The organism is Waltera acetigignens (genome assembly GCF_025567015.1).
GTDB lineage: Bacteria > Bacillota > Clostridia > Lachnospirales > Lachnospiraceae > Acetatifactor > Acetatifactor acetigignens.
On sequence record NZ_JAOQJO010000001.1, the window covers coordinates 254358 to 275652 of the forward strand.

Annotated in this window: 19 protein-coding genes; 18 read left to right on the top strand and 1 reads right to left on the bottom strand. The window is 47.0% G+C overall.

The window, feature by feature from the left end:
- Nucleotides 1–352: 352 nt before the first annotated feature.
- The 6 genes from OCV96_RS01230 (at nucleotide 353) to OCV96_RS01255 (ending at nucleotide 9485) form a co-directional block, all read left to right on the top strand.
- Complete coding sequence (locus OCV96_RS01230; RefSeq protein ID WP_417171425.1) at nucleotides 353–1771, top strand: ABC transporter substrate binding protein; 1419 nt, start codon at nucleotides 353–355, stop codon at nucleotides 1769–1771.
- A 242-nt stretch (nucleotides 1772–2013) separates the two neighbouring features.
- Nucleotides 2014–4110, top strand: coding sequence for a membrane protein insertase YidC (gene yidC, locus OCV96_RS01235; protein WP_227063295.1), 2097 nt, complete (start codon nucleotides 2014–2016; stop codon nucleotides 4108–4110).
- A 41-nt stretch (nucleotides 4111–4151) separates the two neighbouring features.
- Nucleotides 4152–4433, top strand: coding sequence for a hypothetical protein (locus OCV96_RS01240; RefSeq protein WP_022313335.1), 282 nt, complete (start codon nucleotides 4152–4154; stop codon nucleotides 4431–4433).
- A gap of 6 nt (nucleotides 4434–4439) precedes the next feature.
- Entirely contained in the window at nucleotides 4440–6107 is a 1668-nt protein-coding gene (locus tag OCV96_RS01245) for an LTA synthase family protein (RefSeq protein ID WP_262593280.1), read from the top strand.
- Between the two features lie 34 nt (nucleotides 6108–6141).
- Nucleotides 6142–7824: an alkaline phosphatase family protein gene (locus OCV96_RS01250; protein ID WP_262593281.1), complete on the top strand. Its 1683-nt coding sequence runs from the start codon at nucleotides 6142–6144 to the stop codon at nucleotides 7822–7824.
- Complete coding sequence (locus OCV96_RS01255; protein ID WP_262593282.1) at nucleotides 7821–9485, top strand: sulfatase-like hydrolase/transferase; 1665 nt, start codon at nucleotides 7821–7823, stop codon at nucleotides 9483–9485. The genes OCV96_RS01250 and OCV96_RS01255 overlap by 4 nt, the downstream gene beginning before the upstream one ends.
- Here OCV96_RS01255 and lepB read toward each other — a convergent pair.
- Nucleotides 9460–9957 (bottom strand): signal peptidase I, encoded by a 498-nt coding sequence (gene lepB / locus OCV96_RS01260; protein ID WP_262593283.1) that lies wholly within the window; start codon nucleotides 9955–9957, stop codon nucleotides 9460–9462. The genes OCV96_RS01255 and lepB overlap by 26 nt on opposite strands.
- 122 nt (nucleotides 9958–10079) lie before the next feature.
- Between lepB and OCV96_RS01265 the strand changes: the two genes are divergently transcribed.
- From OCV96_RS01265 to OCV96_RS01320, 12 genes are all read left to right on the top strand, one after another.
- On the top strand, nucleotides 10080–10700 hold the full coding sequence (locus tag OCV96_RS01265; RefSeq protein ID WP_022313339.1) for a flavodoxin family protein: 621 nt from the start codon (nucleotides 10080–10082) through the stop codon (nucleotides 10698–10700).
- 15 nt (nucleotides 10701–10715) lie between these two features.
- Complete coding sequence (locus OCV96_RS01270) at nucleotides 10716–11261, top strand: RNase H family protein (RefSeq protein WP_022313340.1); 546 nt, start codon at nucleotides 10716–10718, stop codon at nucleotides 11259–11261.
- A 69-nt stretch (nucleotides 11262–11330) separates the two neighbouring features.
- On the top strand, nucleotides 11331–12044 hold the full coding sequence (locus OCV96_RS01275; protein WP_262593284.1) for a pseudouridine synthase: 714 nt from the start codon (nucleotides 11331–11333) through the stop codon (nucleotides 12042–12044).
- A 23-nt stretch (nucleotides 12045–12067) separates the two neighbouring features.
- Nucleotides 12068–14041: an NAD-dependent DNA ligase LigA gene (gene ligA, locus OCV96_RS01280; RefSeq protein ID WP_022313342.1), complete on the top strand. Its 1974-nt coding sequence runs from the start codon at nucleotides 12068–12070 to the stop codon at nucleotides 14039–14041.
- 26 nt (nucleotides 14042–14067) lie between these two features.
- Nucleotides 14068–14985, top strand: a complete 918-nt coding sequence (gene metA / locus OCV96_RS01285; protein WP_262593285.1) for a homoserine O-acetyltransferase MetA — start codon at nucleotides 14068–14070, stop codon at nucleotides 14983–14985.
- A 57-nt stretch (nucleotides 14986–15042) separates the two neighbouring features.
- A complete protein-coding gene (locus OCV96_RS01290) occupies nucleotides 15043–15939 on the top strand; it encodes a sugar phosphate nucleotidyltransferase (protein WP_262593286.1) in 897 nt (298 codons plus the stop codon).
- A gap of 202 nt (nucleotides 15940–16141) precedes the next feature.
- Nucleotides 16142–17293: a 2-aminoethylphosphonate aminotransferase gene (locus OCV96_RS01295; protein WP_262593287.1), complete on the top strand. Its 1152-nt coding sequence runs from the start codon at nucleotides 16142–16144 to the stop codon at nucleotides 17291–17293.
- 6 nt (nucleotides 17294–17299) lie between these two features.
- Nucleotides 17300–18595 (top strand): phosphoenolpyruvate mutase, encoded by a 1296-nt coding sequence (gene aepX, locus OCV96_RS01300; RefSeq protein ID WP_022313346.1) that lies wholly within the window; start codon nucleotides 17300–17302, stop codon nucleotides 18593–18595.
- 28 nt (nucleotides 18596–18623) lie between these two features.
- Nucleotides 18624–19748 (top strand): phosphonopyruvate decarboxylase, encoded by a 1125-nt coding sequence (gene aepY, locus OCV96_RS01305; RefSeq protein ID WP_262593288.1) that lies wholly within the window; start codon nucleotides 18624–18626, stop codon nucleotides 19746–19748.
- Between the two features lie 169 nt (nucleotides 19749–19917).
- A complete protein-coding gene (locus OCV96_RS01310; RefSeq protein WP_227733050.1) occupies nucleotides 19918–20463 on the top strand; it encodes a GNAT family N-acetyltransferase in 546 nt (181 codons plus the stop codon).
- 12 nt (nucleotides 20464–20475) lie between these two features.
- Nucleotides 20476–20856 carry a hypothetical protein gene (locus tag OCV96_RS01315; protein ID WP_022313349.1) on the top strand — a complete coding sequence of 127 codons (381 nt, stop codon included), beginning with the start codon at nucleotides 20476–20478 and terminating at the stop codon, nucleotides 20854–20856.
- Between the two features lie 8 nt (nucleotides 20857–20864).
- Entirely contained in the window at nucleotides 20865–21257 is a 393-nt protein-coding gene (locus OCV96_RS01320) for a protein-export chaperone SecB (protein WP_022313350.1), read from the top strand.
- Nucleotides 21258–21295: the final 38 nt, after the last annotated feature.

The following is a 21295-nucleotide window of genomic DNA, read 5'->3' on the forward strand; positions in this document are numbered from 1 at the left end:
CAGTGATGTAATTCCTTATATCGTGGTATTGAGTTCAGACTTTTGACCCCGGTAGCATAATGTTGGAATTAGGGGGAAACAGAATATGAGAAAGTGGAAAGCATGGCTGTTTGCATTGGCTGTTCTCATAGGCATTGGGACTATTGGGACGGCGTCAATGAAGGCAGAAGCACAGAATCTGAATCAGGGAAAGCGGGTACTGTTTATCAGTTCGTATTCTTATGGATGGGACACAGTCCAGACACAGATTGAAGGAATCAAGGCGGGGGTGGACGAGAATACCACTATCGACTATGAATTTATGGACACGAAGCGTTTTCGGACAGATGAGTGGCTGAATATGTTTCATGATATGCTGAAATACCATCTGGAGAATACGGATCCCTATGATGTGGTGATCGTTGGAGATGATGCGGCGCTGCAGTTTGCCATGGAATACCGGGAAGAACTGTTCCCGGAGATACCGGTTGTCTTCGAAGGTGTGAACGATGAAGAATATGCCATGAAAGCGGCAGAGAATCCTCTTGTGACGGGAATTATTGAAAAACTGTCCGTAGAGAAGAACATAGACATGGCACTGAAGGTGAATCCGACAGCCGATAAAGTAGTGGCGATACTGGATGATTCAGTGACCGCAGATGCAGAACGGAAGAATTTTTACAGTGCTGAGGCAGAATATCCGGAGCTGGAATTTTCTGAGATCAATTCTTCCGAACTGACAACTGCGCAGCTGCAGCAGGCTATCAGCAAGGTGGATGATAAGACGATACTGATCTATATCGTTATGTCAAAGGACGGCAGTGGCAAACAATATACCAGTGACCAGGCGGTCCGTATGGTCGTGAATTATTCCAAAGTACCGGTTTACCGCATGGTGGAGGCCGGGATCGGTGACGGACTGCTGGGCGGTAATGTGGTATCCATGTATAAGTCCGGAGAGATCGCAGCACAGATGGCCATGGATATCGCGAATGGTACCGACAGTGCAGAGATCAATGTGGTAAAGGACAGTCCCAACATTTATTGTGTAGATGAAGACGTCATGCGGAAGTTCGGGCTGGAGGCATCACAGTTTCCCAAAGATACCGAATTTGTAAATCATCGGGAGAGCTTTTTTGCCAGGAACCGTGAGGCTTTGATACCGGCACTTATACTTATCGCTGCACTCAATGTTATTATCTGCTGGGTGTGCTTCGATAATTACCGCAGACGAAAACTGCTGCAGGAACTGGAGCAGGCACGTGCAATTATGGAGGCGGCATCACAGCATGACTTCCTGACGGGACTTCCGAACCGCAGCAAATTCATGAAGGATCTGGAGCAGATGATCGATGCGAAGGTTCCCTGTACCGTCATGATGCTGGATATTGATAATTTCAAGAAGATCAACGACACTTACGGACATACGGCAGGAGACGAAGCACTGCAGCAGGTGGCAAACCGCCTGAAAGAGATGCAGTCCCAGATACTGACATCATACCGTTTCGCCGGAGATGAATTTATTCTGATCCTGCGCAGCAGCCAGAATATGCTGGTGGAGAAGACAGCGTACCAGTGCAGACAGGTATTCACAAAGGATGTGGTGCTCTGCGGTACGAAGCGGAAGATTGGCGGCAGCATTGGTATTGCAAGTTATCCTAAGGATACGGATAATCTGGAACAGCTGATCGTGTGTGCGGATGATGCCATGTATCAGGTGAAGAAGAACGGCAAGAATGATTTTGCATTCTATAAAAAGCCAGAGGAAGAAAAAACGGACAATACGCAATAAAACGGAAATAGAACAAAGAATACAGAAAAATAGGGAAACAGGCAGAAATTTGCTGTTATAATAACAGAGGTTTCTGCCTGCTTTTTGAACGGAAAATTGCTTTCCATGTTGAAAAAACATACGATTATGTTATAATTAGTACTATTGACTAAAAGGAGAACAGTGTGAAAATAAATTTCACACGCAAATTTGTGCCTGCGGCCCAAACTTTGCAGATTTTGAGAAAGGCATGGTTAATTAAAATGCGAATACTATCAGAAGCGCTGGGATATGTAATGTACTTTTGCTATTATCTGGTGCATAATTATGGATTGGCAATCATTCTGTTCACATTGATCAGCAAGATCGTATTGTTGCCGGTATCCGTCTGGGTACAGAAGAATTCCATTAAAATGGTAAAGATGCAGCCTGAGATCAACCGGATCAAGGCAAAACATTTCGGGGATGCAGACCGGATCGCGGACGAACAGTCCAAGATATTCAAGAGAGAGAAGTACAATCCGCTGGCATCCCTGATCCCGCTGGCAGTTCAGATCATTCTGCTGATGGGACTGGTAGAGGTTATCTATCACCCGCTGGATTATCTGCTTCATCTGCCACAGGATGTGATCACGGCATTCAATGGCCTGGCTGTCAGCCTGGCCGGAGCAAATCCGGAGAGCTCCTCTATTCAGCTGGCAGTAGTGGAGATGATCAAGAGTGGTAATTATGCAGAACAGTTCGCAGCATTGCAGTCAGGACTGGCAGGTGTGGACATTGCGTCTGTATTACAGCAGGTGCAGGGAATTTCCCTGAACTTCTGCGGCATGAATTTAAGCTGGGTACCTTCCGAAGTGGGGGGCATTGATATCATCGTCCCCATTGCAGCCGGTATTTCCGCATGGCTGTTGTGTGTGGCACAGAATGCAGCCAATGTCATTCAGGCAGAGCAGTCCAAGCTGAACAAATACGGTATGATGGCATTTTCGGTAGGCCTGTCCCTGTATCTGGGCTGGTTTGTTCCGGCAGGTGTGGCTTTGTACTGGATCGCCAGCAACCTGTTCGCAATTTTACAGCAGTATCTGCTGAACTGGGCCATCAATCCCAAGGATTATGTGGATTATGAGGAACTGGAGGCCAGCAAACAGGAACTGGAGGAATTGCAGTCCATTGGTGGCAAGAAGAAACTCTTCGAGAAAAATCCCTATGCCAAGAGAGAGAAGAAAGATTTCAAACGTTTCTTCTCTGTAGTGAACAAGCATCTGGTATTTTATTCCGAGAGCAGTGGCTTCTATAAATATTATCAGGGCATTATCGAATGGCTCCTGGCACATACCAATCTGACTATCCACTATATCACCAGTGATCCGGAAGATCAGATCTTTGCACTGGCGGAAAAAGAAGACAAGATCCGGGCATATTATATCGGAGAAAAACGTCTGATCACACTGATGATGAAGATGGATGCAGACGTAGTGGTCATGACTATGCCGGATATTGAGAACTTCCATATTAAGCGCAGCTATATAAGGAAGGATATTGAATATATCTATATTCCTCACTGTATGGACAGTCTGAATATGACCATGCGTACCGGTTCCATGGATCACTACGATACCGTATACTGCGTCGGTAAGCATCATACTGAGGAAATCCGCAAGACAGAGGAAGCTTACGGTCTGCCTCCCAAGAAGCTGATCGACTGGGGCTACTGCCTGCTGGATCGTATGATCGAAGATTACAGGAAAGCGGATAAGACGCCTCATGAGAAAAAGCATATTCTGATCGCTCCTTCCTGGCAGAAGGACAATATCGTGGACAGCTGTCTGGAAGGCATGCTGGATGATCTGGCAGGTAAGGGCTATGAAGTGGTAGTACGCCCTCATCCTCAACAGGTGCGTCTGCAGCAGGATAAGATGGATCGCCTGAAAGAGCGTTATGCCAAGAACCCGGATATTGACATTCAGACAGACTTCTCATCCAACAGCACGGTATTCGAGGCGGATCTGCTGGTGACTGACTGGTCCGGTATCGCTTATGAATATGCCTTTACGACCAAGAAGCCGGTTCTGTTCGTGGATACTCCCATGAAGGTCATGAATCCGGAATACCAGAAGATCGACACCGTACCTATCAATATCTGGATGAGGGATGTCATCGGAGACCGTCTGGATCCTGCAAAGACAGAGGAGACCGAAAGCAAGGTCAGAAATCTGCTGGAGCAGAAGGATGCTTACCATGACAGAATTGAAAAGTTCGTGGAAGAATATGTATACAATCTGGGCAACAGTGCCGAAGTAGGTGCAAAGTACATTGTACAGGCAGTCCAGGAACAGATCAAAAAAGCAAAAGAACAATAAAAATCTGAAATACAAAAAGAGTAAAAGAAAGAGGTAAAAACATGAAAAAATTAAGCAAGATCGCACAGGTAACATTTTTTGCAGCAGCATTCGCAGTACTGTTTTCCGGAACTGCAGATGCATATATTGACCCTTCTGTTATGAACTATGCTATTCAGGCAGTAGCCGGTGTAGTCATCGCCGTAGGCGCTGCAGCCGGTATCTACTGGAGAAAGGCCAAGAAGAAGATCGACAAGAGTCTGGGAATCGATGAGAACAGAAACAAAGAAGTAGAATCCGATGACATTATGCTGGATCAGGCAGAGGACAAGCAGGAGAAGTAATCTGACATGAAAAAGCGGGATAAAAAGCAACTGCTGCCGGGAATCGTGGTGGCGGCTGCCATCAGTTTCCTGGTGTTTTTATATGCACCGGTAGATTTGTATTGCAGTAATATATCCGAGTTCTGGTTTGATTTCGGAATTCTGATCAGGGCATCACTGGGCCTGTTTTTGATCAGCACCGTTGTGCTGCTTCTGATCTATATTGTCTTGTGGCTGATCCATCCGGTGCTGTACCGTATCGGACTGGCAGGTGGATTCTTAGGGCTGATCTGTACCTATATTCAGGGAAATTTTCTGATCAGGAATCTGCCGCCCCTGGATGGAACGACGATTCGATGGGAAGAATATACAACATTTCTGAGGACAGAGGATTTTATTCTCTGGGGCATCGGCTTTGTTGTTGTAGTGCTCATGTATATTTTCCTGAAAAGAGATCTTTTGTCCAAAACGGTAATGTATTTAAGCGGTGGACTGACATTGATGCTGCTGATCACAGCAGTCAGTGTTGTGTTTACCAGTGGGGCACTGCAGGAAAAAGTACATTATCAATATGGTGCGGACGAACAGTTTGTGATGTCCGAAGACCAGAATTTCGTGATCCTTCTGCTGGATACGGTGGATTCCAGAACGATCACGGAGCTGTTGGACGAGCATCCGGAATACAGTGAGGTATTTCGTGATTTCACCTATTTTGAAAATACGGTAGGAGCATACTCCTGCACAGAGAGATCCGTTCCCTATATTCTGTCCGGAGACTGGTATGAAAATGATGAACCCTTTGATGATTACGGCAAGAGGGTGTACCAGGAGTCCCCACTGTTTCAGACATTGCAGGAACGTGGCTACAATATGGAACTCTGTGATTCTGAATTGTATATGGATACCGAACTGATGCATATGTTCAGCAACATTCACGTAGTGGATTTCGAACTGAGTTCTTATACGAAATTTGCGAAACCACTGTTGAAGCTGATCGGTTTCCGGTATGCGCCTTTTGAACTGAAGAAAATGTGTACATTTAAAAAGGCTGCATTCGCAGAACTGCTCCAGGTAGAGAATACACCTGAGGAAACCAGCTGCAGTGAATCGGATCATGTATTTAAGAGTCAGCTGGATCTGCAGGGAATTACCGTGGAAGATTCCTCCAAAAAATTCAAATTTATTCATCTGAACGGAGCACATGTTCCTTATATCTATGATAAGGACATGAATATCATCAATGAACTGGACGGCACCTATGAACAGAGCGCACAGGCCACGATGGTCGGTGCAATGGATTATGTCGAACATCTGCGCAACAGTGAAGCCTACGACAATACAGTCCTCATTGTGATGTCGGATCATGGCTATAACGGAAGCCTGGGACAAAGTGGAGAGGCTACCTGGATGCGTCAGTGTGCATTACTTCTGATCAAGGGAAGAAATGAGCATCATGATACCATGCAGATCTCACAGGCACCCATAAGCTTTGAGGATCTCCAGGAGGCATATGTGCGTCTGCTGGACGGCAGGCGGAGTGATGAGGTCTTTGACTGGAAGGAAGGCGATGCAAGAGAACGCCGGTTCTTACGGTATTCTTTCCTGGATGACGATCATATGCAGGAGTATATACAGACGGGGTATGCTTCTGATATGGATACCATGATTCCTACCGGAAGAGAGTATAATCGTTAGAAAGAAATGCAACAATGTGACAGGGAGAATAAGTGTGAGTAAAAATACTGTGAGAAAAAAGATAACAGGCAGACAGCTGATGCCGGGGATTTTCATATCCCTGGCTATCAGCTTTTTGTTGTTTTTATATGCACCTGTCGATCTGTATTGCGCGAATGTTTCGGAATTCTGGTTTGATTTTTCCACGTTATTGATCACTGCACTGGGGATGTTCGCTGCCTGTTTTGCTGTACTGATGGTGTTATATCTGATTGCCATGCTGATTCATCCGTATGTGTACCGGATCGCACTGGCTGGAGGGCTGACACTTTTTATCTGTACCTATATCCAGGGGAATTTTATGATCGACAAGCTGCCTCCGCTGGATGGCACGTCCATCTGGTGGGAGAAATACGACATCCTTCGGAAAGACACCCTGATATTATGGGGAATTGTTCTGGCGGTGGTTGTTTTGGCTGCGATTTTTCTTAGAAAAGAACGATTTGAAAATGTTGCCATGTTTATCAGCGGATGTATGACTCTGATGCTTCTGGTCACAGCCTGCAGTACTGCATTGACGAATGGGGCACTGATTCCCAAAGTGCATCTGTACATCAGCGAGGAAAACGAGTTTAATATGTCCAGTGACGAGAATTTTGTGATCTTTGTGCTGGATACGGCAGATTCCAGAGAGTTTACTTCCCTGTTGGAGGATCATCCGGAGTACCGTGATATTTTTGCAGATTTTACTTATTATGAAAATATGATGGGGAATTATTCCTGTACCATGAATGCGGTGGCCTATATTTTATCCGGAGAATGGTTCGAGAATCAGGAACCGCTTGCAGATTATCTGAATGATGTATATCTGAATTCCCCCTTGTGGGAGGAACTGTGGAGCAGAGGATATCAGATCGACCTCTATGAGGATGATATTCGTGCTCAGGATGACAGTGTGGCAGACAATTTCGGCAATGTTTATCACACAACAGTCAGACCAAACTCTTATCTGGAACTTGCAAAGGAAGAATTGAAGTTAGTCGGCTTCCGTTATGCACCGTATGATCTGAAGCGCTACTGCGAGACCAGAGAGATTTATTTCGATGCGTTACAGGTTTCAGAGCCGGATGGCACAACGGCTGGAATCTTTACAGAGGACAATATGGCCTTCAAAGAAGCACTGTTAGAGAACGGTGTTGTCATGGATCAGGAGCAGAAGAACTTTAAATTCATTCATCTGGAAGGAGCCCATGCACCTTTTATCTATGGTGGAGATATGGAATATGTCCCGGGAGGGGATTACCGCCAGAATATGGAAGCGTCCATTGCACTTACTGCAAAATATATTGATGCCATTAAGGAAAGCGGAACTTATGATAATACGGCAATCATTGTGATGGCTGACCATGGCTATAACGGACAGGGGGATGAAACAGACAGGGATGTCTGGATGAGACCTGCGCCGATGTTTCTGGTCAAGGGAATGAGAGAGCAGCATGATACCATGCAGATTTCCGAGGCTCCGGTCAGTTACGTGGATCTCTGGGATGCCTATATGCGCCTGATGGATGGGAAACAGAGTGATGCGATATTTGACTGGAAAGAAGGAGATACAAGAGAGCGGCGCTATCTGCGCTATTCTTTCTCCGAGACCGACCATCTGGTGGAATATATCCAAAAAGGACATGCACAGGATCTGGACGGAATGGAACTGACCGGAAGGGAGTTTAACAGGTGAAAAAAAGGAATCTTAAAAATTGGATACCGGGTCTGCAGGTGTCAGCGGCCATCAGTTTCCTGCTGTTTCTGTATGCTCCGATCGATCTGTACTGTGCGAATACAGCGGAATTCTGGTTTGATTTTTCCACGTTATTGATCACTGCACTGGGGATGTTTGCAGCCTGTTTCGCCGTACTGGCGGTGTTGTATCTGATTGCCATGCTGATTCATCCATATGTGTACCGGATCACACTGGCCGGAGGGCTGACACTTTTTATCTGCACCTATATCCAGGGGAATTTTATGATCGACAGACTGCCGCCATTGGACGGAACTTCAATCTGGTGGGGCAAATACGATATTCTCCGGAAAGATACATTGCTTCTTTGGGTAGTAGTGCTGATCGTTGTAATTGCGGCAATGATCGTGCTGCGAAAGCAGAAATTTGTCCATGTGGTAATGTTCATCAGCGGATGCATGACCCTGATGCTTCTGGTTACCGCATGCAGCACCGTGATTACCAGCGGGGCGCTGCATTCCAAACTGCATCTGCATGTCAGCGTGGAAGAAGAATTCGAGATGTCTGCGGACAACAATTTTGTGATCCTTGTGCTGGATACGGCAGATTCCAGAGAGTTTACCTCACTATTAGAGGAACATCCGGAGTACCGGGAGATCTTTGGAGATTTTACTTATTTTGAGAATACCACGGGAGCTTACACCAGCACATTGAATGCTATTCCTTTTATTTTATCCGGTGAATGGTATGAGAATGATGGATCTTTTCAGGACTATCTGGACAGAGTCTACAGAGAGGCACCGTTGTGGAAGGAACTGAAGAGCAGAAATTATCAGATCGATCTCTATGAGGATGATATCCGTGCACAGGATGCTTCCATCGTGGACAATTTTGACAATGTCTATTTTACTAAGGTCACCCCCGTTTCTTATCTGGAACTGGCAAAGCAGGAGCTGAAGCTCATTGGATTCCGGTATGCACCGTATGATCTGAAAAGATACTGCGTGATCAAAGAAGTCTATTTTAATGAATTACGGGAATCTCATCCGGAAGGTTCGGATTCCAAGGCGTTTACTGCGGATAATACGGCTTTCAAGGAGGATCTGGCAGCCCAGGGTGTGGTGATGGATGAGACGGGAAACCGTTTCAAGTTCATCCATCTGAACGGGGCCCATGCACCTTTTATCTATGACAAGGACGCCAATGTTATCGGTGTGGAACATGGATCTTACCGTCAGAGCATGGAAGCTTCCATTACATTGGCAGCAAATTATATTCAGGCATTGAAAGACAGTGGTGCCTATGACAACACCGCTCTGATCGTAATGGCGGATCACGGATACAACGGCATGGGAGAAAAGGAAGAGGACTTTCTGCGGCAGGCAGCGCTGCTTCTGATCAAAGGAAGAAATGAACAGCACGATACCATGCAGATTTCAGAAGCACCCATCAGCTACGAAGACCTGCAGGAGGCGTATGTCCGACTGCTGGATGGCGCGCAGAGCGACGCGGTGTTTGACTGGAAAGAGGGAGATACCAGACAGAGACGTTTTCTGGAATATGCTCCCGGCAGCGAGAAACACATGGTAGAATATCTCCAGAAAGGCCATGCACAGGATCTGACAACTATGGTGCCTACCGGAAGGGTGTTCGACCGGTAATAACTTTTCCTGCGATATAAGCGGCGGGGATGATCCCGACTTCCGCAAAGCGGCTGTCAATGCTGTGGTTGCGGTTGTCACCCAGAACAAAATATTCTCCGGGTGCAAGCGTCAGGGGAGCGGCGGCATTGCCGGCATCCTCCATGGGAGAAAAGCCATCGGGGGTCGGTTGGGGAACCCCATTGACATAGAGGATTCCCTCTGTGATCTGTACCGTATCTCCCGGCAGGGCCACGATCCGTTTGACGATATCGCGTCCCAGCGTCTCGTGGCGGATGACAACGACGTCGTTATAGTCCAGACAGTCTGGCAGACCGAATTTCTGAAGGAGGACCGGCTGCCCGGAGGTGTAGGTCGGCTCCATGGAAGAACCGTTTACAAAATACAGCTGTACCACGAAATGGGACACCAGATAACAGATACAGCCGATAAGCAATACAAAAAGCAGATAAGAACGGGTGCGATGATTCATAAGGGATCCTTTCCGGTTTGTTAAAATGCTGATAAAGATATCAAAATCTATCAGATAGCATACCACATTTCGGGTGGCAATAACAGAGAAGAGAAACAATAAGAGAAAAAGAGGTAAAAGCAATGAAAGTATTACTGGTAAACGGAAGCGGACATGCGAAGGGCTGTACCTACACAGCTCTGGAGGAAGTAGCGGGAGCACTGGAGAAAAACGGTATTGAGACGGAGATCATCCAGGTGGGTACACAGCCCATCGCCGGATGTATCGGCTGCAATGCCTGTCTGAAGAACGGAAAGTGTTTCCGGGAGGATGGCGTGAATGAATTTGTGGAAAAAGCGAAGACTGCAGACGGATTTGTCTTCGGATCTCCGGTGCATTATGCATCTGCTTCCGGTATGATCACTTCCTTCCTGGACAGAGCATTTTACGGCAAGAGCGCCCTGTTCCAGGGCAAGCCCGGTGCCTGCATCGTCAGCTGCAGACGCGGTGGGGCTTCCGCAGCCTTTGACCAGTTGAACAAATATTTTACCATCAACTGTATGCCGGTGGTATCCAGCCAGTATTGGAATCAGGTACACGGCAATACTCCCGAAGAGGTAAAACAGGATCTGGAAGGCATGCAGACCATGCGTACCCTGGGTAACAATATGGCATGGCTGCTCAAATGCATTGCCGCAGGAAAAGCTGCGGGCGTGGATTTCCCGGAGAGAGAACCGGCGCAGAAGACCAACTTTATTCGATAAGGAGACAGATGAATTATGGCAGAGTGGAATGGATTGGGAAGATATCCGGAGGATGCGGATGTGAATGATCGTCCGGAAGAGGGTACCTTGCTGGCCTATGTGGACGGAAGCTATCAGGATGCACTGAAAAAATACGGTTTCGGCTGTATTTTTATTCTTCCCGACGGACGCATCTATACAGAATACGGTAATGGTGACAATCCGGACTCTCTGAAACAGCGGAATGTCTCCGGAGAGATGCTGGGAGCCATGTATGCGGTACGGTTTGCCTTAAACAGCGGCTTTACAGTCATCGAGATCCGCTACGACTATGAAGGAATCGAGAAATGGGTCACCGGTGCCTGGAAAAGTAAGAATGATCTGACGAAAAAATATGCACAGACCATGCTGGGCTGGGGACAGAAGATTCAGATCCGCTTTACCAAAGTACCGGCTCATTCGAAGGTAAAATACAACGAGCTGGCAGATGAGACCGCAAAGCTGGGTGTGGCAAACGGAAACGGTATTCCCAAAGTCAAAAGTCTCAGTGACTTCGAAGCGGCAGACGGTGTGGAAGCGTGAAAACATATACTTGCGGCCGTGTGTCTGTAGCCCGGAAGTTAAGGGCTTCGGAAAGGAATGAGGAATAGAATGCGTCTGAATAAATATCTGGCACAGTGCGGTGTATGTTCCCGAAGAGATGCGGATAAGCTGATCGAACAGGGAAAAGTACTGGTCAACGGTCAGGTGGCCGGAATGGGACAGCAGGTGGAAGAAACGGACACCGTGCAGGTGGGTAAGAAGATTCTGCAGGGAAAACAGACACAGAAGGTACTGGCATTTTACAAGCCGGTGGGAGTGACCTGCACGGAGAGAGATCCTCATGCAGAGAAAAAGATCATGGATATGATCCGCTATCCGGAACGGCTGACCTATGCGGGACGTCTGGACAAAGATTCCGAAGGCCTGATCCTGCTCACCAATGATGGAGATCTGATCAATGCCATGATGCGGGGCGCCAACCGTCATGAAAAAGAATATATCGTAAAGACAGATAGGGAAATAACACCCGATTTTTTGGAAAAAATGGCGAAAGGTATTTATCTGAAAGATCTGGACATCACTACCAGAGAATGTGAGATTGAACAGATCGGAAAATTTACCTTACGTATCGTTTTGACTCAAGGAGTCAACAGACAGATCCGGCGGATGTGTGAAGCCTGTGGATACCGGGTAAAAGCGCTGAAAAGAATCCGGATCATGAACATTCTGCTGGGGGATCTGAAGCCGGGAAAGTGGCGCGAGGTCACCGGAGAAGAGCTGGAACAGCTTCAAAGAGACACCGGAATGTTAAATCGCAATTAAATATATAAAGGCAGGAATACAAGATGCAGTCTTCCAAAATAGACCGGATCAAAGATCTGGTAGAACAACTGAATGCAGCTTCCGAAAGCTATTACGCCAAGGATCAGGAGATCATGAGCAATTACGAATACGACAAGCTCTATGATGAACTGGTGGAACTGGAAAAAGAGACAGGCGTTACCCTGGCCAACAGTCCTACGGTAAACGTAGGCTACGAAGCGGTGGATGAGCTTCCCAAGGAACGCCATGAGAGTCCTATGCTGTCTCTTGGCAAGACGAAAAGCCGGGAAGAACTGCGGGACTGGCTGCAAGGCAATCCTGCAATTCTTAGCTGGAAACTGGACGGGCTGACCATTGTATTGACGTATCGTGAAGGAAAACTTGCAAAAGCGGTTACCCGTGGCAACGGCGAGATCGGTGAGGTCATTACAAATAACGCCCGTACTTTTAAGAATCTTCCGCTGAATATTTCCTATACCGGAGAACTGATCCTGCGGGGAGAAGCGGTGATCACCTACAGTGATTTTGAGAAGATCAACGGGGAGATCGCAGATGCAGAGGCAAAATACAAGAATCCCCGAAATCTGTGCAGCGGCTCTGTGAGGCAGCTCAACAATGAGATCACGGCCAGACGGAATGTCCGCTTTTTTGCTTTTACGCTGGTAAAGGCGGATGGTGTGGATTTTCATGATTCCAAGGAAGCCCAGTTTGCTTTTTTGCAGGAGCAGGGCTTTGCAGTGGTGGAACATGTGGCAGTAACGGAAGAGAACATTTTATCTGCCATTGAAGATTTTGAACACAAGATTGAGCACTACGATATTCCTTCCGACGGTCTGGTACTTACTTATGAAAGTATCAGCTACGGACAGTCCTTGGGCAGAACCGCGAAGTTCCCCAGAGATTCCATTGCTTTCAAATGGGCGGATGAACTGCGGGAGACTACATTAAAAGAGGTCGAGTGGAGCGCCAGCCGTACCGGTCTGATCAATCCGGTAGCTATTTTTGAGCCGGTGGAACTGGAAGGCACAACGGTGAGCCGCGCTTCCGTGCATAATATCAGTATCATGAGATCCCTCAGACTGGGAATCGGAGACCATATCACGGTTTATAAGGCCAACATGATCATTCCCCAGATCGCTGAGAATCTGACAGGCAGTGATAATGTGGAGATTCCAAAGGTGTGTCCGGTGTGCGGACAGCCCACGGAGATCCGACAGATGAATGAGGTGCAGTCTCTGTACTGCACCAATGAGAAATGCCCGGCCAAGGAGATCAAATCCTACACTCTGTTCGTCAGCAGAGATGCGCTGAATATTGACGGACTCTCCGAGGCGACATTGGAGAAGCTGATCGATCAGGGCTTTATCCATGAATATGCGGATCTGTTCCGGCTGGACCGTTACAAGGAGGTCATTACCGGAATGGAAGGATTCGGAGAAAAATCCTATCAGAATATGATGGACAGTATCGAGACTGCAAGACATACCACGCTGCCCCGGTTGATCTATGGACTGGGGATCGCAGGAATCGGCGTGGCCAATGCCAAGGTGCTGTGCCGGTATTTTGATTACGATCTGGAACGAATGCAGGCAGCGGACGAAGAAACACTGAGTGCCATTCCCGGTGTGGGAGAGGTGCTGGCATCTACATTTACGGATTATATGCGGGATGCGGAAAATCTGGAGAAAATAGCTCATCTGAAGGAAATCCTGACGATAGAGACACCACAGATCGATGAGAGTGCACAGACACTGGCAGGAATGTCCTTCGTGGTGACGGGAAGCCTGAACCATTATGCCAGCCGGAATGATCTGAAAGAGGTCATTGAGGAAAAAGGCGGCAAGGTGACCGGAAGTGTCACCGGCAAGACCACCTGCCTGATCAACAATGATATTACCTCTACATCATCGAAAAATAAAAAAGCAAAAGAATTACAGGTTCCCATTCTGACAGAAGAGGAATTTCTGAGAACCTATAATATTCCTTACGAGGAATAAGCAAGAAAGACCCGGAGGAAAATAAAATGCCTATCAAAACACAAAATGATCTGCCTGCCAAAGAGATACTGGAAAATGAAAATATATTCGTCATGGACGAATTTCGTGCGGTACATCAGGACATGCGTCCCCTGCAGGTACTGATCCTGAACAATATGCCGGTAAAGCAGGATACGGAGCTGCAGCTGCTGCGGGCGTTGTCCAATACACCGCTGCAGGTGGATGTCACTTTCATGAACACCAAGACCCATGTGTCACTGAATACTCCGGCCAGCCATCTGAACAAGTTTTACACTACCTTTGATGAGATCAGGGATCGTAGATTCGATGGACTGATCGTTACCGGAGCACCGGTGGAGGATATTACCTTCGAGGAAGTGGATTACTGGGAGGAGACCTGCCAGATCCTGGACTGGGCGGAGACCCATGTGACCTCCACCTTACATATCTGCTGGGCGGCACAGGCCGGATTTTATCATTATTACGGAATCAACAAGAGACAATTGTCCCAGAAGCTGTTCGGTGTCTATGCGCATAAGGTATCCAACCGGAAAGTTCCGTTGGTCCGGGGATTTGATGATATTTTCATGGCTCCGCACAGCCGTCATACCGAGACACCATCGGAGGCCATTCATGCCTGTAAGGATCTGACGATCCTGGCAGAATCGGAGAAGGCCGGCGTATTCCTGGCAATGGCGGAAGAGGGCAAAAAGATTTTTGTAGCGGGCCATCCGGAATATGACCGTTATACACTGAACAACGAATATCATAGAGATCTGGACAAAGGACTGCCCATTCAGATCCCCTATAATTATTACCCGGACGATGACCCGGAGCAGAGACCTCTGTTACAGTGGAGATCTCATTGTAACAACCTTTACAGCAACTGGCTCAATTATTATGTATACCAGACAACACCATATGACTTAACGGAAATTCGATAATTTCGATAGAAACAGGACGATGGTCATGGAGAATGGAAAAAAGAAAGGAAGCAGAAGATGAATCAGACACTGACAAGAAAACAATTTGATATTTTATCGATACTGGCAGAGGAAAAAGGTACTTTATCCCAGAGACAGCTGGGAGAAAAGAGCGGACACTCTCTGGGAACGGTCAACCGTGTCATGCAGGAACTGACCGAATTACAGTATGTGACAGAGGGAGAGATCACAGGTGCCGGAATCTCCGCACTGGAGCCTTACCGTGCAAAGCGCGCCATCTTTATTGCAGCTGGATTCGGCAGCCGGCTGGTGCCCATTACCTTTAACACCCCGAAACCACTGGTGCGTGTGCATGGACAGCGTATTATTGACGGACTGATCGATGCCTGTCTGGATGTCGGGATTAATGAAATCTATATTGTCCGGGGGTATCTGGCAGAGCAGTTTGATCAGCTGCTGTACAAATATCCCATGATCAGATTCCTGGAAAATCCGGTTTACAATGAAGCTAACAATATTTCCTCCGCCATGGTGGCAAGATATATGCTTTCCAATGCCTATGTATTTGAGGCGGATCTGCTGATCTCCAATCCGCAGATCATTAAAAAATATCATTATACCTCCGATTTTCTGGCAATAAAAAAGGACAGAACCGATGACTGGTGCTTCACGGTAAAAGACGGAGTCATTGTAGAAGAGAAAGTCGGCGGCCTGGATTGCTGGCAGATGGTGGGCATCTCTTACTGGAACGAAGAAGACGGACATAAGCTGTCAGATGATATCAAGATGACCTACGAACAGCCCGGCGGCAAGGAGCGTTACTGGGAACAGGTACCCCTGGTATTCTGCCAGAAGCATTATAAGGTAGAAGTACGTGAATGCCGGGAAAATGACATTATCGAGATCGATACTTTCCGGGAGCTGAAAGCCATCGACAAGACGTATGATGTTTAAAGAAAAATAAGTATTGCTATTTTGTGCGAATGGTATTATTATATGTTCATATTTAACACAAAGTGTCTGCGAATGGAACGCAGACATTTTGTGTACTTATTTTAGCCGAAAACCTATGAAAACCGTTCAAAGAATTAAAAAATATCATACATAAATGAACGATTGGAAAAAGAACGCGAACAAAAAAAGGAGGAATCCCATAATGGAGCAGTTGATACAAAAACCCGTCAAAAGAAATATTTTATTGAATCCCGGACCGTCTACCACCACAGATACCGTAAAATATGCACAGGTCGTGCCGGACATCTGTCCCAGAGAAAAAGAATTCGGCGGACTGATGAAGGGACTCAGAGAAGACCTGGTGAAAATCGTGCATGGGGATTTGGAAAAGTATACCAGTGTCCTGTTCTGTGGATCCGGCACCATCAATATTGATGCCTGCATCAGTTCTCTGCTGCCGGAGGGCGGAAAAGTACTGGTGGTGGATAACGGAGCCTACAGCACCAGAGCTGTGGAAGTATGCCAGTATTACGGACTTCCCTATATTGATCTGAAATTCCCGGTGGATGAACTGCCCGACTTAGAAAAAGTGGAGCAGACCCTGAGGGAGAACCCTGACATTGCCCTGGTACATACCACTCATAATGAGACCGGTACCGGAATCCTGAATCCCATCCGCGAGATCGGAGCCCTTGCTCATAAATATCATGCTACCTTTACCGTGGATACCACATCCACCTACGCTATGCGTCCCATTAACATCGAGCAGGATAACATCGACTTCTGCATGGCATCCGCACAGAAGGGTCTCATGGCCATGACGGGACTATCCTTTGTGGTAGGCAGCCGGGCAATTCTGGAGGCTTCGAAGGAATATCCGAAACGTTCCTATTACTGCAACCTGTATCAACAGTATGATTTCTTCCAGAGGACCGGAGAAATGCATTTTACCCCGCCGGTACAGACCATTTACGCCACGATCCAGGCATTGAAGGAATACTGGGCGGAGGGCGAGGAAGCCAAGTGGGCGAGACATACGAGAGTCTTTGAGGCCATTCATGAAGGACTGGATGCACTGGGATTCCACGATGTGATCCGCAGAGAATGGCAGTCGGGACTGGTTGTGTCTGTGAAGTATCCCGATGATCCAAACTGGAATTTTGAAAAAGTACATGATTATTGCTATGAGCGGGGATTTACCATTTACCCCGGCAAAATCTCTACTACCAATACCTTCCGCCTGTGTGCACTGGGTGCGATTGACAGACCGGATATCGAAGCCTTTTTCAAAGTGTTCAGAGAAGCACTGGAAGTCAATAAAATTCAGATTCCGGCAAAATATAAGGAGGCATAGGATCAAATGAAGCGAGTATATACCTGTTTCTGTACGGATGTCATTCATGAGGGGCACCGCAATATCATCAGAGAAGCCGGAAAATACGGCGAGCTGACCATCGGCGTCTTAAGTGATGCGGCAATGATCCGTTTTAACCGTTTTCCCACCATCAGCTTCGAGGAGCGTATGCAGCTGGTAAAAGATATCCCGGAAGTCAGCAATGTGGTCGTGCAGGATGATGTAATGTATGATAAGGTCATTGAAGAATTGCGCCCTGACTACGTGATCCATGGGGATAACTGGCAGGAGGGTGCTTTGAAGGCTATCCGTGACAACGTGGAAGGACTGCTGAAGACATACGGCGGCGAGATCATAGATGTCCCTTATACATATAATGAAGAAGTAAAAAGAATTGATACGAGGATCAAGGAAAAGCTGGCCATGCCGGAATACCGCAGAAAGCGCCTGCGCCAGCTCATTGAGATCCGTCCCATTGTCAAAGCACTGGAGGTTCACAGCGGCCTGACCGGACTGATCGCAGAGAAGACCATCGTGGAGCATGATGGTGAGCTGGACCAGTTCGACGCCATGTGGATCAGCTCTCTGTGCGATTCCACGGCGAAGGGCAAGCCGGATATCGAGCTGGTGGACATGACTTCCCGTTTCCGTACCATTGATGACGTGACGGAAGTGACCACGAAGCCCATTATTTTTGACGGAGATACCGGCGGACTGACGGAGCATTTCGTATACACAGTGAGAACACTGGAAAAAATGGGTGTTTCCGCCATCATTATTGAGGACAAGACCGGACTTAAGAAAAATTCCCTCTTCGGAAACGATGTGGTGCAGACTCAGGACAGCATCGAGAACTTCAGTGCCAAGATCGCAGCCGGCAAAAAGGCACAGCTGACAGATGATTTCATGATCATTGCCAGAATCGAAAGCCTGATCTTAGAGCGAGGCATGGAAGATGCACTGAACCGTGCCAGAGCTTTCGTAGCAGCGGGAGCGGATGGCATCATGATCCACAGCCGTAAGAAATCCCCGGATGAGATTCTGGAATTCTGTGATAAATTCCGGGCAGAGGATTCGAAGACACCTATCGTGGTGGTGCCGTCTTCCTTTAACAGCATTACGGAAAACGAACTGGCCGCCCACGGCGTCAATATCGTGATCTATGCGAACCAGCTGACCAGAAGTGCCTTCCCCGCCATGCAGCAGACCGCCGAGGACATCCTGCGGTATCACAGGGCACAGGAAGTGGACAGCAGACTGATGCCGATCAAAGATATTATAACTTTAATAGACGAAATTTAACTGACAGGGGCAGGAAAGGAATACTTACATGAAAGCAGAAAACTTTGCGAAAATTTTAAATGCGGACTTTTATACCGGGGTACCGGATTCCCAGCTGAAAGCCCTCTGCAATTACCTGATGCACACCTATGGGATCGATCCGAAGCATCATGTGATCGCGGCCAACGAGGGAAACTGCACGGCACTGGCCGCCGGCTATCATCTGGCTACCGGCAAAGTCCCGGTAGTATACATGCAGAACAGCGGAGAAGGCAATATCATCAACCCCGTGGCATCCCTGCTGAACGATAAAGTCTATGCCATCCCCATGATCTTCGTCATCGGCTGGCGCGGTGAGCCGGGGATCCACGACGAACCCCAGCATATCTACCAGGGTGAAGTGACCCTGAAATTGCTGGAGGATATGGGAATCCGCTATTTTGTCATCGGAAAAGACACAACGGAAGAGGAAGTAAGTGCTGCCATGCAGGAGTTCCGCAAGGAGCTGGATCGTGGTGAGGATGTAGCGTTCGTGATCCGGAAGGGTGCCCTCAGTTATGAGGAAAAGGTGGAGTACCGCAACGACAATCCCATGATCCGGGAAGAGATCATCCGCCACATCGTGCAGGCTTCCGGCGAGGATCCCATTGTCAGCACCACGGGCAAAGCCAGCAGAGAACTGTTCGAGATCAGAGAACATAACGGACAGAGCCACAAGTATGATTTCCTGACCGTAGGTTCCATGGGACACAGCAGCAGTATCGCCCTGGGGGTGGCAGTACAGAAGCCCGGGACGAAGGTATGGTGCGTGGACGGTGACGGCGCAGTGCTGATGCACATGGGTTCCATGGCGGTACTGGGCAGTACGGCACCTGAAAATATGGTACACATCGTCATCAATAACGGTGCCCATGAGACCGTAGGCGGCATGCCCACCGTGGCAGCAAATATCGATCTAGTCTCCATTGCAAAAGCCTGTGGCTATCCCCATGCAGTATCCGTTACCACCTATGAGGAACTGGACCGGGAACTGACCGCTGCAAAAGAGAGAGAGACCCTGACCTTTATCGAAGTAAAATGTGGCATCGGCGCAAGGGAAGATCTCGGAAGACCCACCACCACGGCACTGGAGAACAAGCAGAACTTTATGGAGTATCTGAAAAATCTGGGTTAAATTTTGTTGACAGTAGTAAAAAAGAAATGTAATATAACAGATATAGAAAAGTCATGTCAAATAATGCTCTAGGATGTAAGTTTCTCAGAAGATGAGTAGAACAAATTCCTGGGGCATTTTTTACTAGTGAAAGTCAGATTGTGTACTGGCACGATTAAAAGGGGCAAAAATGGGAAACTTACAATATCGGAAGGTCACGAGAGAAGTGGAAAATACTTCTTTTACATGTGGTGTTCCATCCATAGATGAATATGTGAAAAATTCATATTATCCTACCATAGTACAGCAGGCATATGGTTATAGCATTAGTGGCAGGGGGATTGTTCTTGGATATTATATGATAATGTTTCGGGAGATAGAATTAGACGATTTTCCTCCGGAGATAGCAGACTATGATCCGGAAATTAAGGACCGGAAAGTATCGGCTGTTCATATTCGTTATATAGCAATAGACGAAAAATATCAACATAACAGGATTGGTACGGCTACGATTCAGGCAATAATAAAAAATGTGGAATTATTGGCTGCCAACTGGCCGGTCAGGGTAATTACGATAGATGCCAGAGAAAATCTGGTTATGTGGTATGAAAAACTCGGCTTTCGCAAAATGGTATATAATACACCGGGGCAGGATGGTGTTACTGTTTCAATGTTTTTAGATTGCATGCAGAAAAAAGATGAATTTACGGAATACATAGACAGTATATATGAATAGGAGGGAAAATATATGAATGAGGAAAGAGTTGGAGACATTGTACTCCATGGCAACGATGCTATTCGACTTGCGTATATGCTTTATCGCCCAACGGAAGAGGAATTACTATATAACAGGAGCGTTCTGGAACGGATTGATAACAATATTACACTCACGGAAAGAGATAATGGGTATGATGCGGAAATTAAGGATCTGGACTTAAGCTTTTTAGAAGAAAAGCCGCAATGCAGTCTGGGTAATATAGAGGTTACATGGACGGTCAATATTCAAAAAGAAGAATTTTTCTACTCAAACAGTAGTAATGAAAATCGGGCGCAAATGGTGGTGGATACACAGAAAACATCGGTATATGAAAACACAACAAGTGATGGAATGATCTTAGTGGCAGCATAGGAGGAAACATGGAAAGTGCATTTCAGTTTAGTAATCCCTCGCTGACAAAAATGGAATTTTGCATTAATGAAGATTTTGAAAACGGACGGGATAAAGAAGTAAAGATGGCGGTGAACATGGGAATCCAGATTGACAGAAGCAAGGTTGATAACAGCGCAAAAGTCAGCCTTACTTTGGAAATTGGGAAAAAGGGGGCATCAGATCCGTTCTATGTGTGTGCAACAGAAATGGCGGAATTCAGATGGCCGGATAGTCTGAATATGGGAATGATAGAAAAATTATTGAATCAAAATGCCCCGTCATTGTTGCTGGGATATTTGAGACCCATTATTTCACAGATTACGGCAGCATCGCCGTATAATGCCTATAATTTACCGTTTATAGATTTTTCAGAGAAATAAGATGATGTATCGTGCACTTTTTGCACAGTTATTTTTCA

What these genes read in the sequence shown, in the direction of transcription:
- OCV96_RS01265 (WP_022313339.1), top strand. Translation starts at nt 10,080, where the DNA reads ATGAAAGTATTACTGGTAAACGGAAGCGGACATGCGAAGGGCTGTACC.
- metA (WP_262593285.1), top strand. Translation starts at nt 14,068, where the DNA reads ATGCCTATCAAAACACAAAATGATCTGCCTGCCAAAGAGATACTGGAA.
- OCV96_RS01270 (WP_022313340.1), top strand. Translation starts at nt 10,716, where the DNA reads ATGGCAGAGTGGAATGGATTGGGAAGATATCCGGAGGATGCGGATGTG.
- yidC (WP_227063295.1), top strand. Translation starts at nt 2,014, where the DNA reads ATGCGAATACTATCAGAAGCGCTGGGATATGTAATGTACTTTTGCTAT.
- aepX (WP_022313346.1), top strand. Translation starts at nt 17,300, where the DNA reads ATGAAGCGAGTATATACCTGTTTCTGTACGGATGTCATTCATGAGGGG.
- ligA (WP_022313342.1), top strand. Translation starts at nt 12,068, where the DNA reads ATGCAGTCTTCCAAAATAGACCGGATCAAAGATCTGGTAGAACAACTG.
- OCV96_RS01240 (WP_022313335.1), top strand. Translation starts at nt 4,152, where the DNA reads ATGAAAAAATTAAGCAAGATCGCACAGGTAACATTTTTTGCAGCAGCA.
- OCV96_RS01230 (WP_417171425.1), top strand. Translation starts at nt 353, where the DNA reads ATGCTGAAATACCATCTGGAGAATACGGATCCCTATGATGTGGTGATC.
- OCV96_RS01320 (WP_022313350.1), top strand. Translation starts at nt 20,865, where the DNA reads ATGGAAAGTGCATTTCAGTTTAGTAATCCCTCGCTGACAAAAATGGAA.
- OCV96_RS01275 (WP_262593284.1), top strand. Translation starts at nt 11,331, where the DNA reads ATGCGTCTGAATAAATATCTGGCACAGTGCGGTGTATGTTCCCGAAGA.
- lepB (WP_262593283.1), bottom strand. Translation starts at nt 9,957, where the DNA reads ATGAATCATCGCACCCGTTCTTATCTGCTTTTTGTATTGCTTATCGGC.
- OCV96_RS01315 (WP_022313349.1), top strand. Translation starts at nt 20,476, where the DNA reads ATGAATGAGGAAAGAGTTGGAGACATTGTACTCCATGGCAACGATGCT.
- OCV96_RS01290 (WP_262593286.1), top strand. Translation starts at nt 15,043, where the DNA reads ATGAATCAGACACTGACAAGAAAACAATTTGATATTTTATCGATACTG.
- aepY (WP_262593288.1), top strand. Translation starts at nt 18,624, where the DNA reads ATGAAAGCAGAAAACTTTGCGAAAATTTTAAATGCGGACTTTTATACC.
- OCV96_RS01295 (WP_262593287.1), top strand. Translation starts at nt 16,142, where the DNA reads ATGGAGCAGTTGATACAAAAACCCGTCAAAAGAAATATTTTATTGAAT.
- OCV96_RS01245 (WP_262593280.1), top strand. Translation starts at nt 4,440, where the DNA reads ATGAAAAAGCGGGATAAAAAGCAACTGCTGCCGGGAATCGTGGTGGCG.
- OCV96_RS01310 (WP_227733050.1), top strand. Translation starts at nt 19,918, where the DNA reads ATGGGAAACTTACAATATCGGAAGGTCACGAGAGAAGTGGAAAATACT.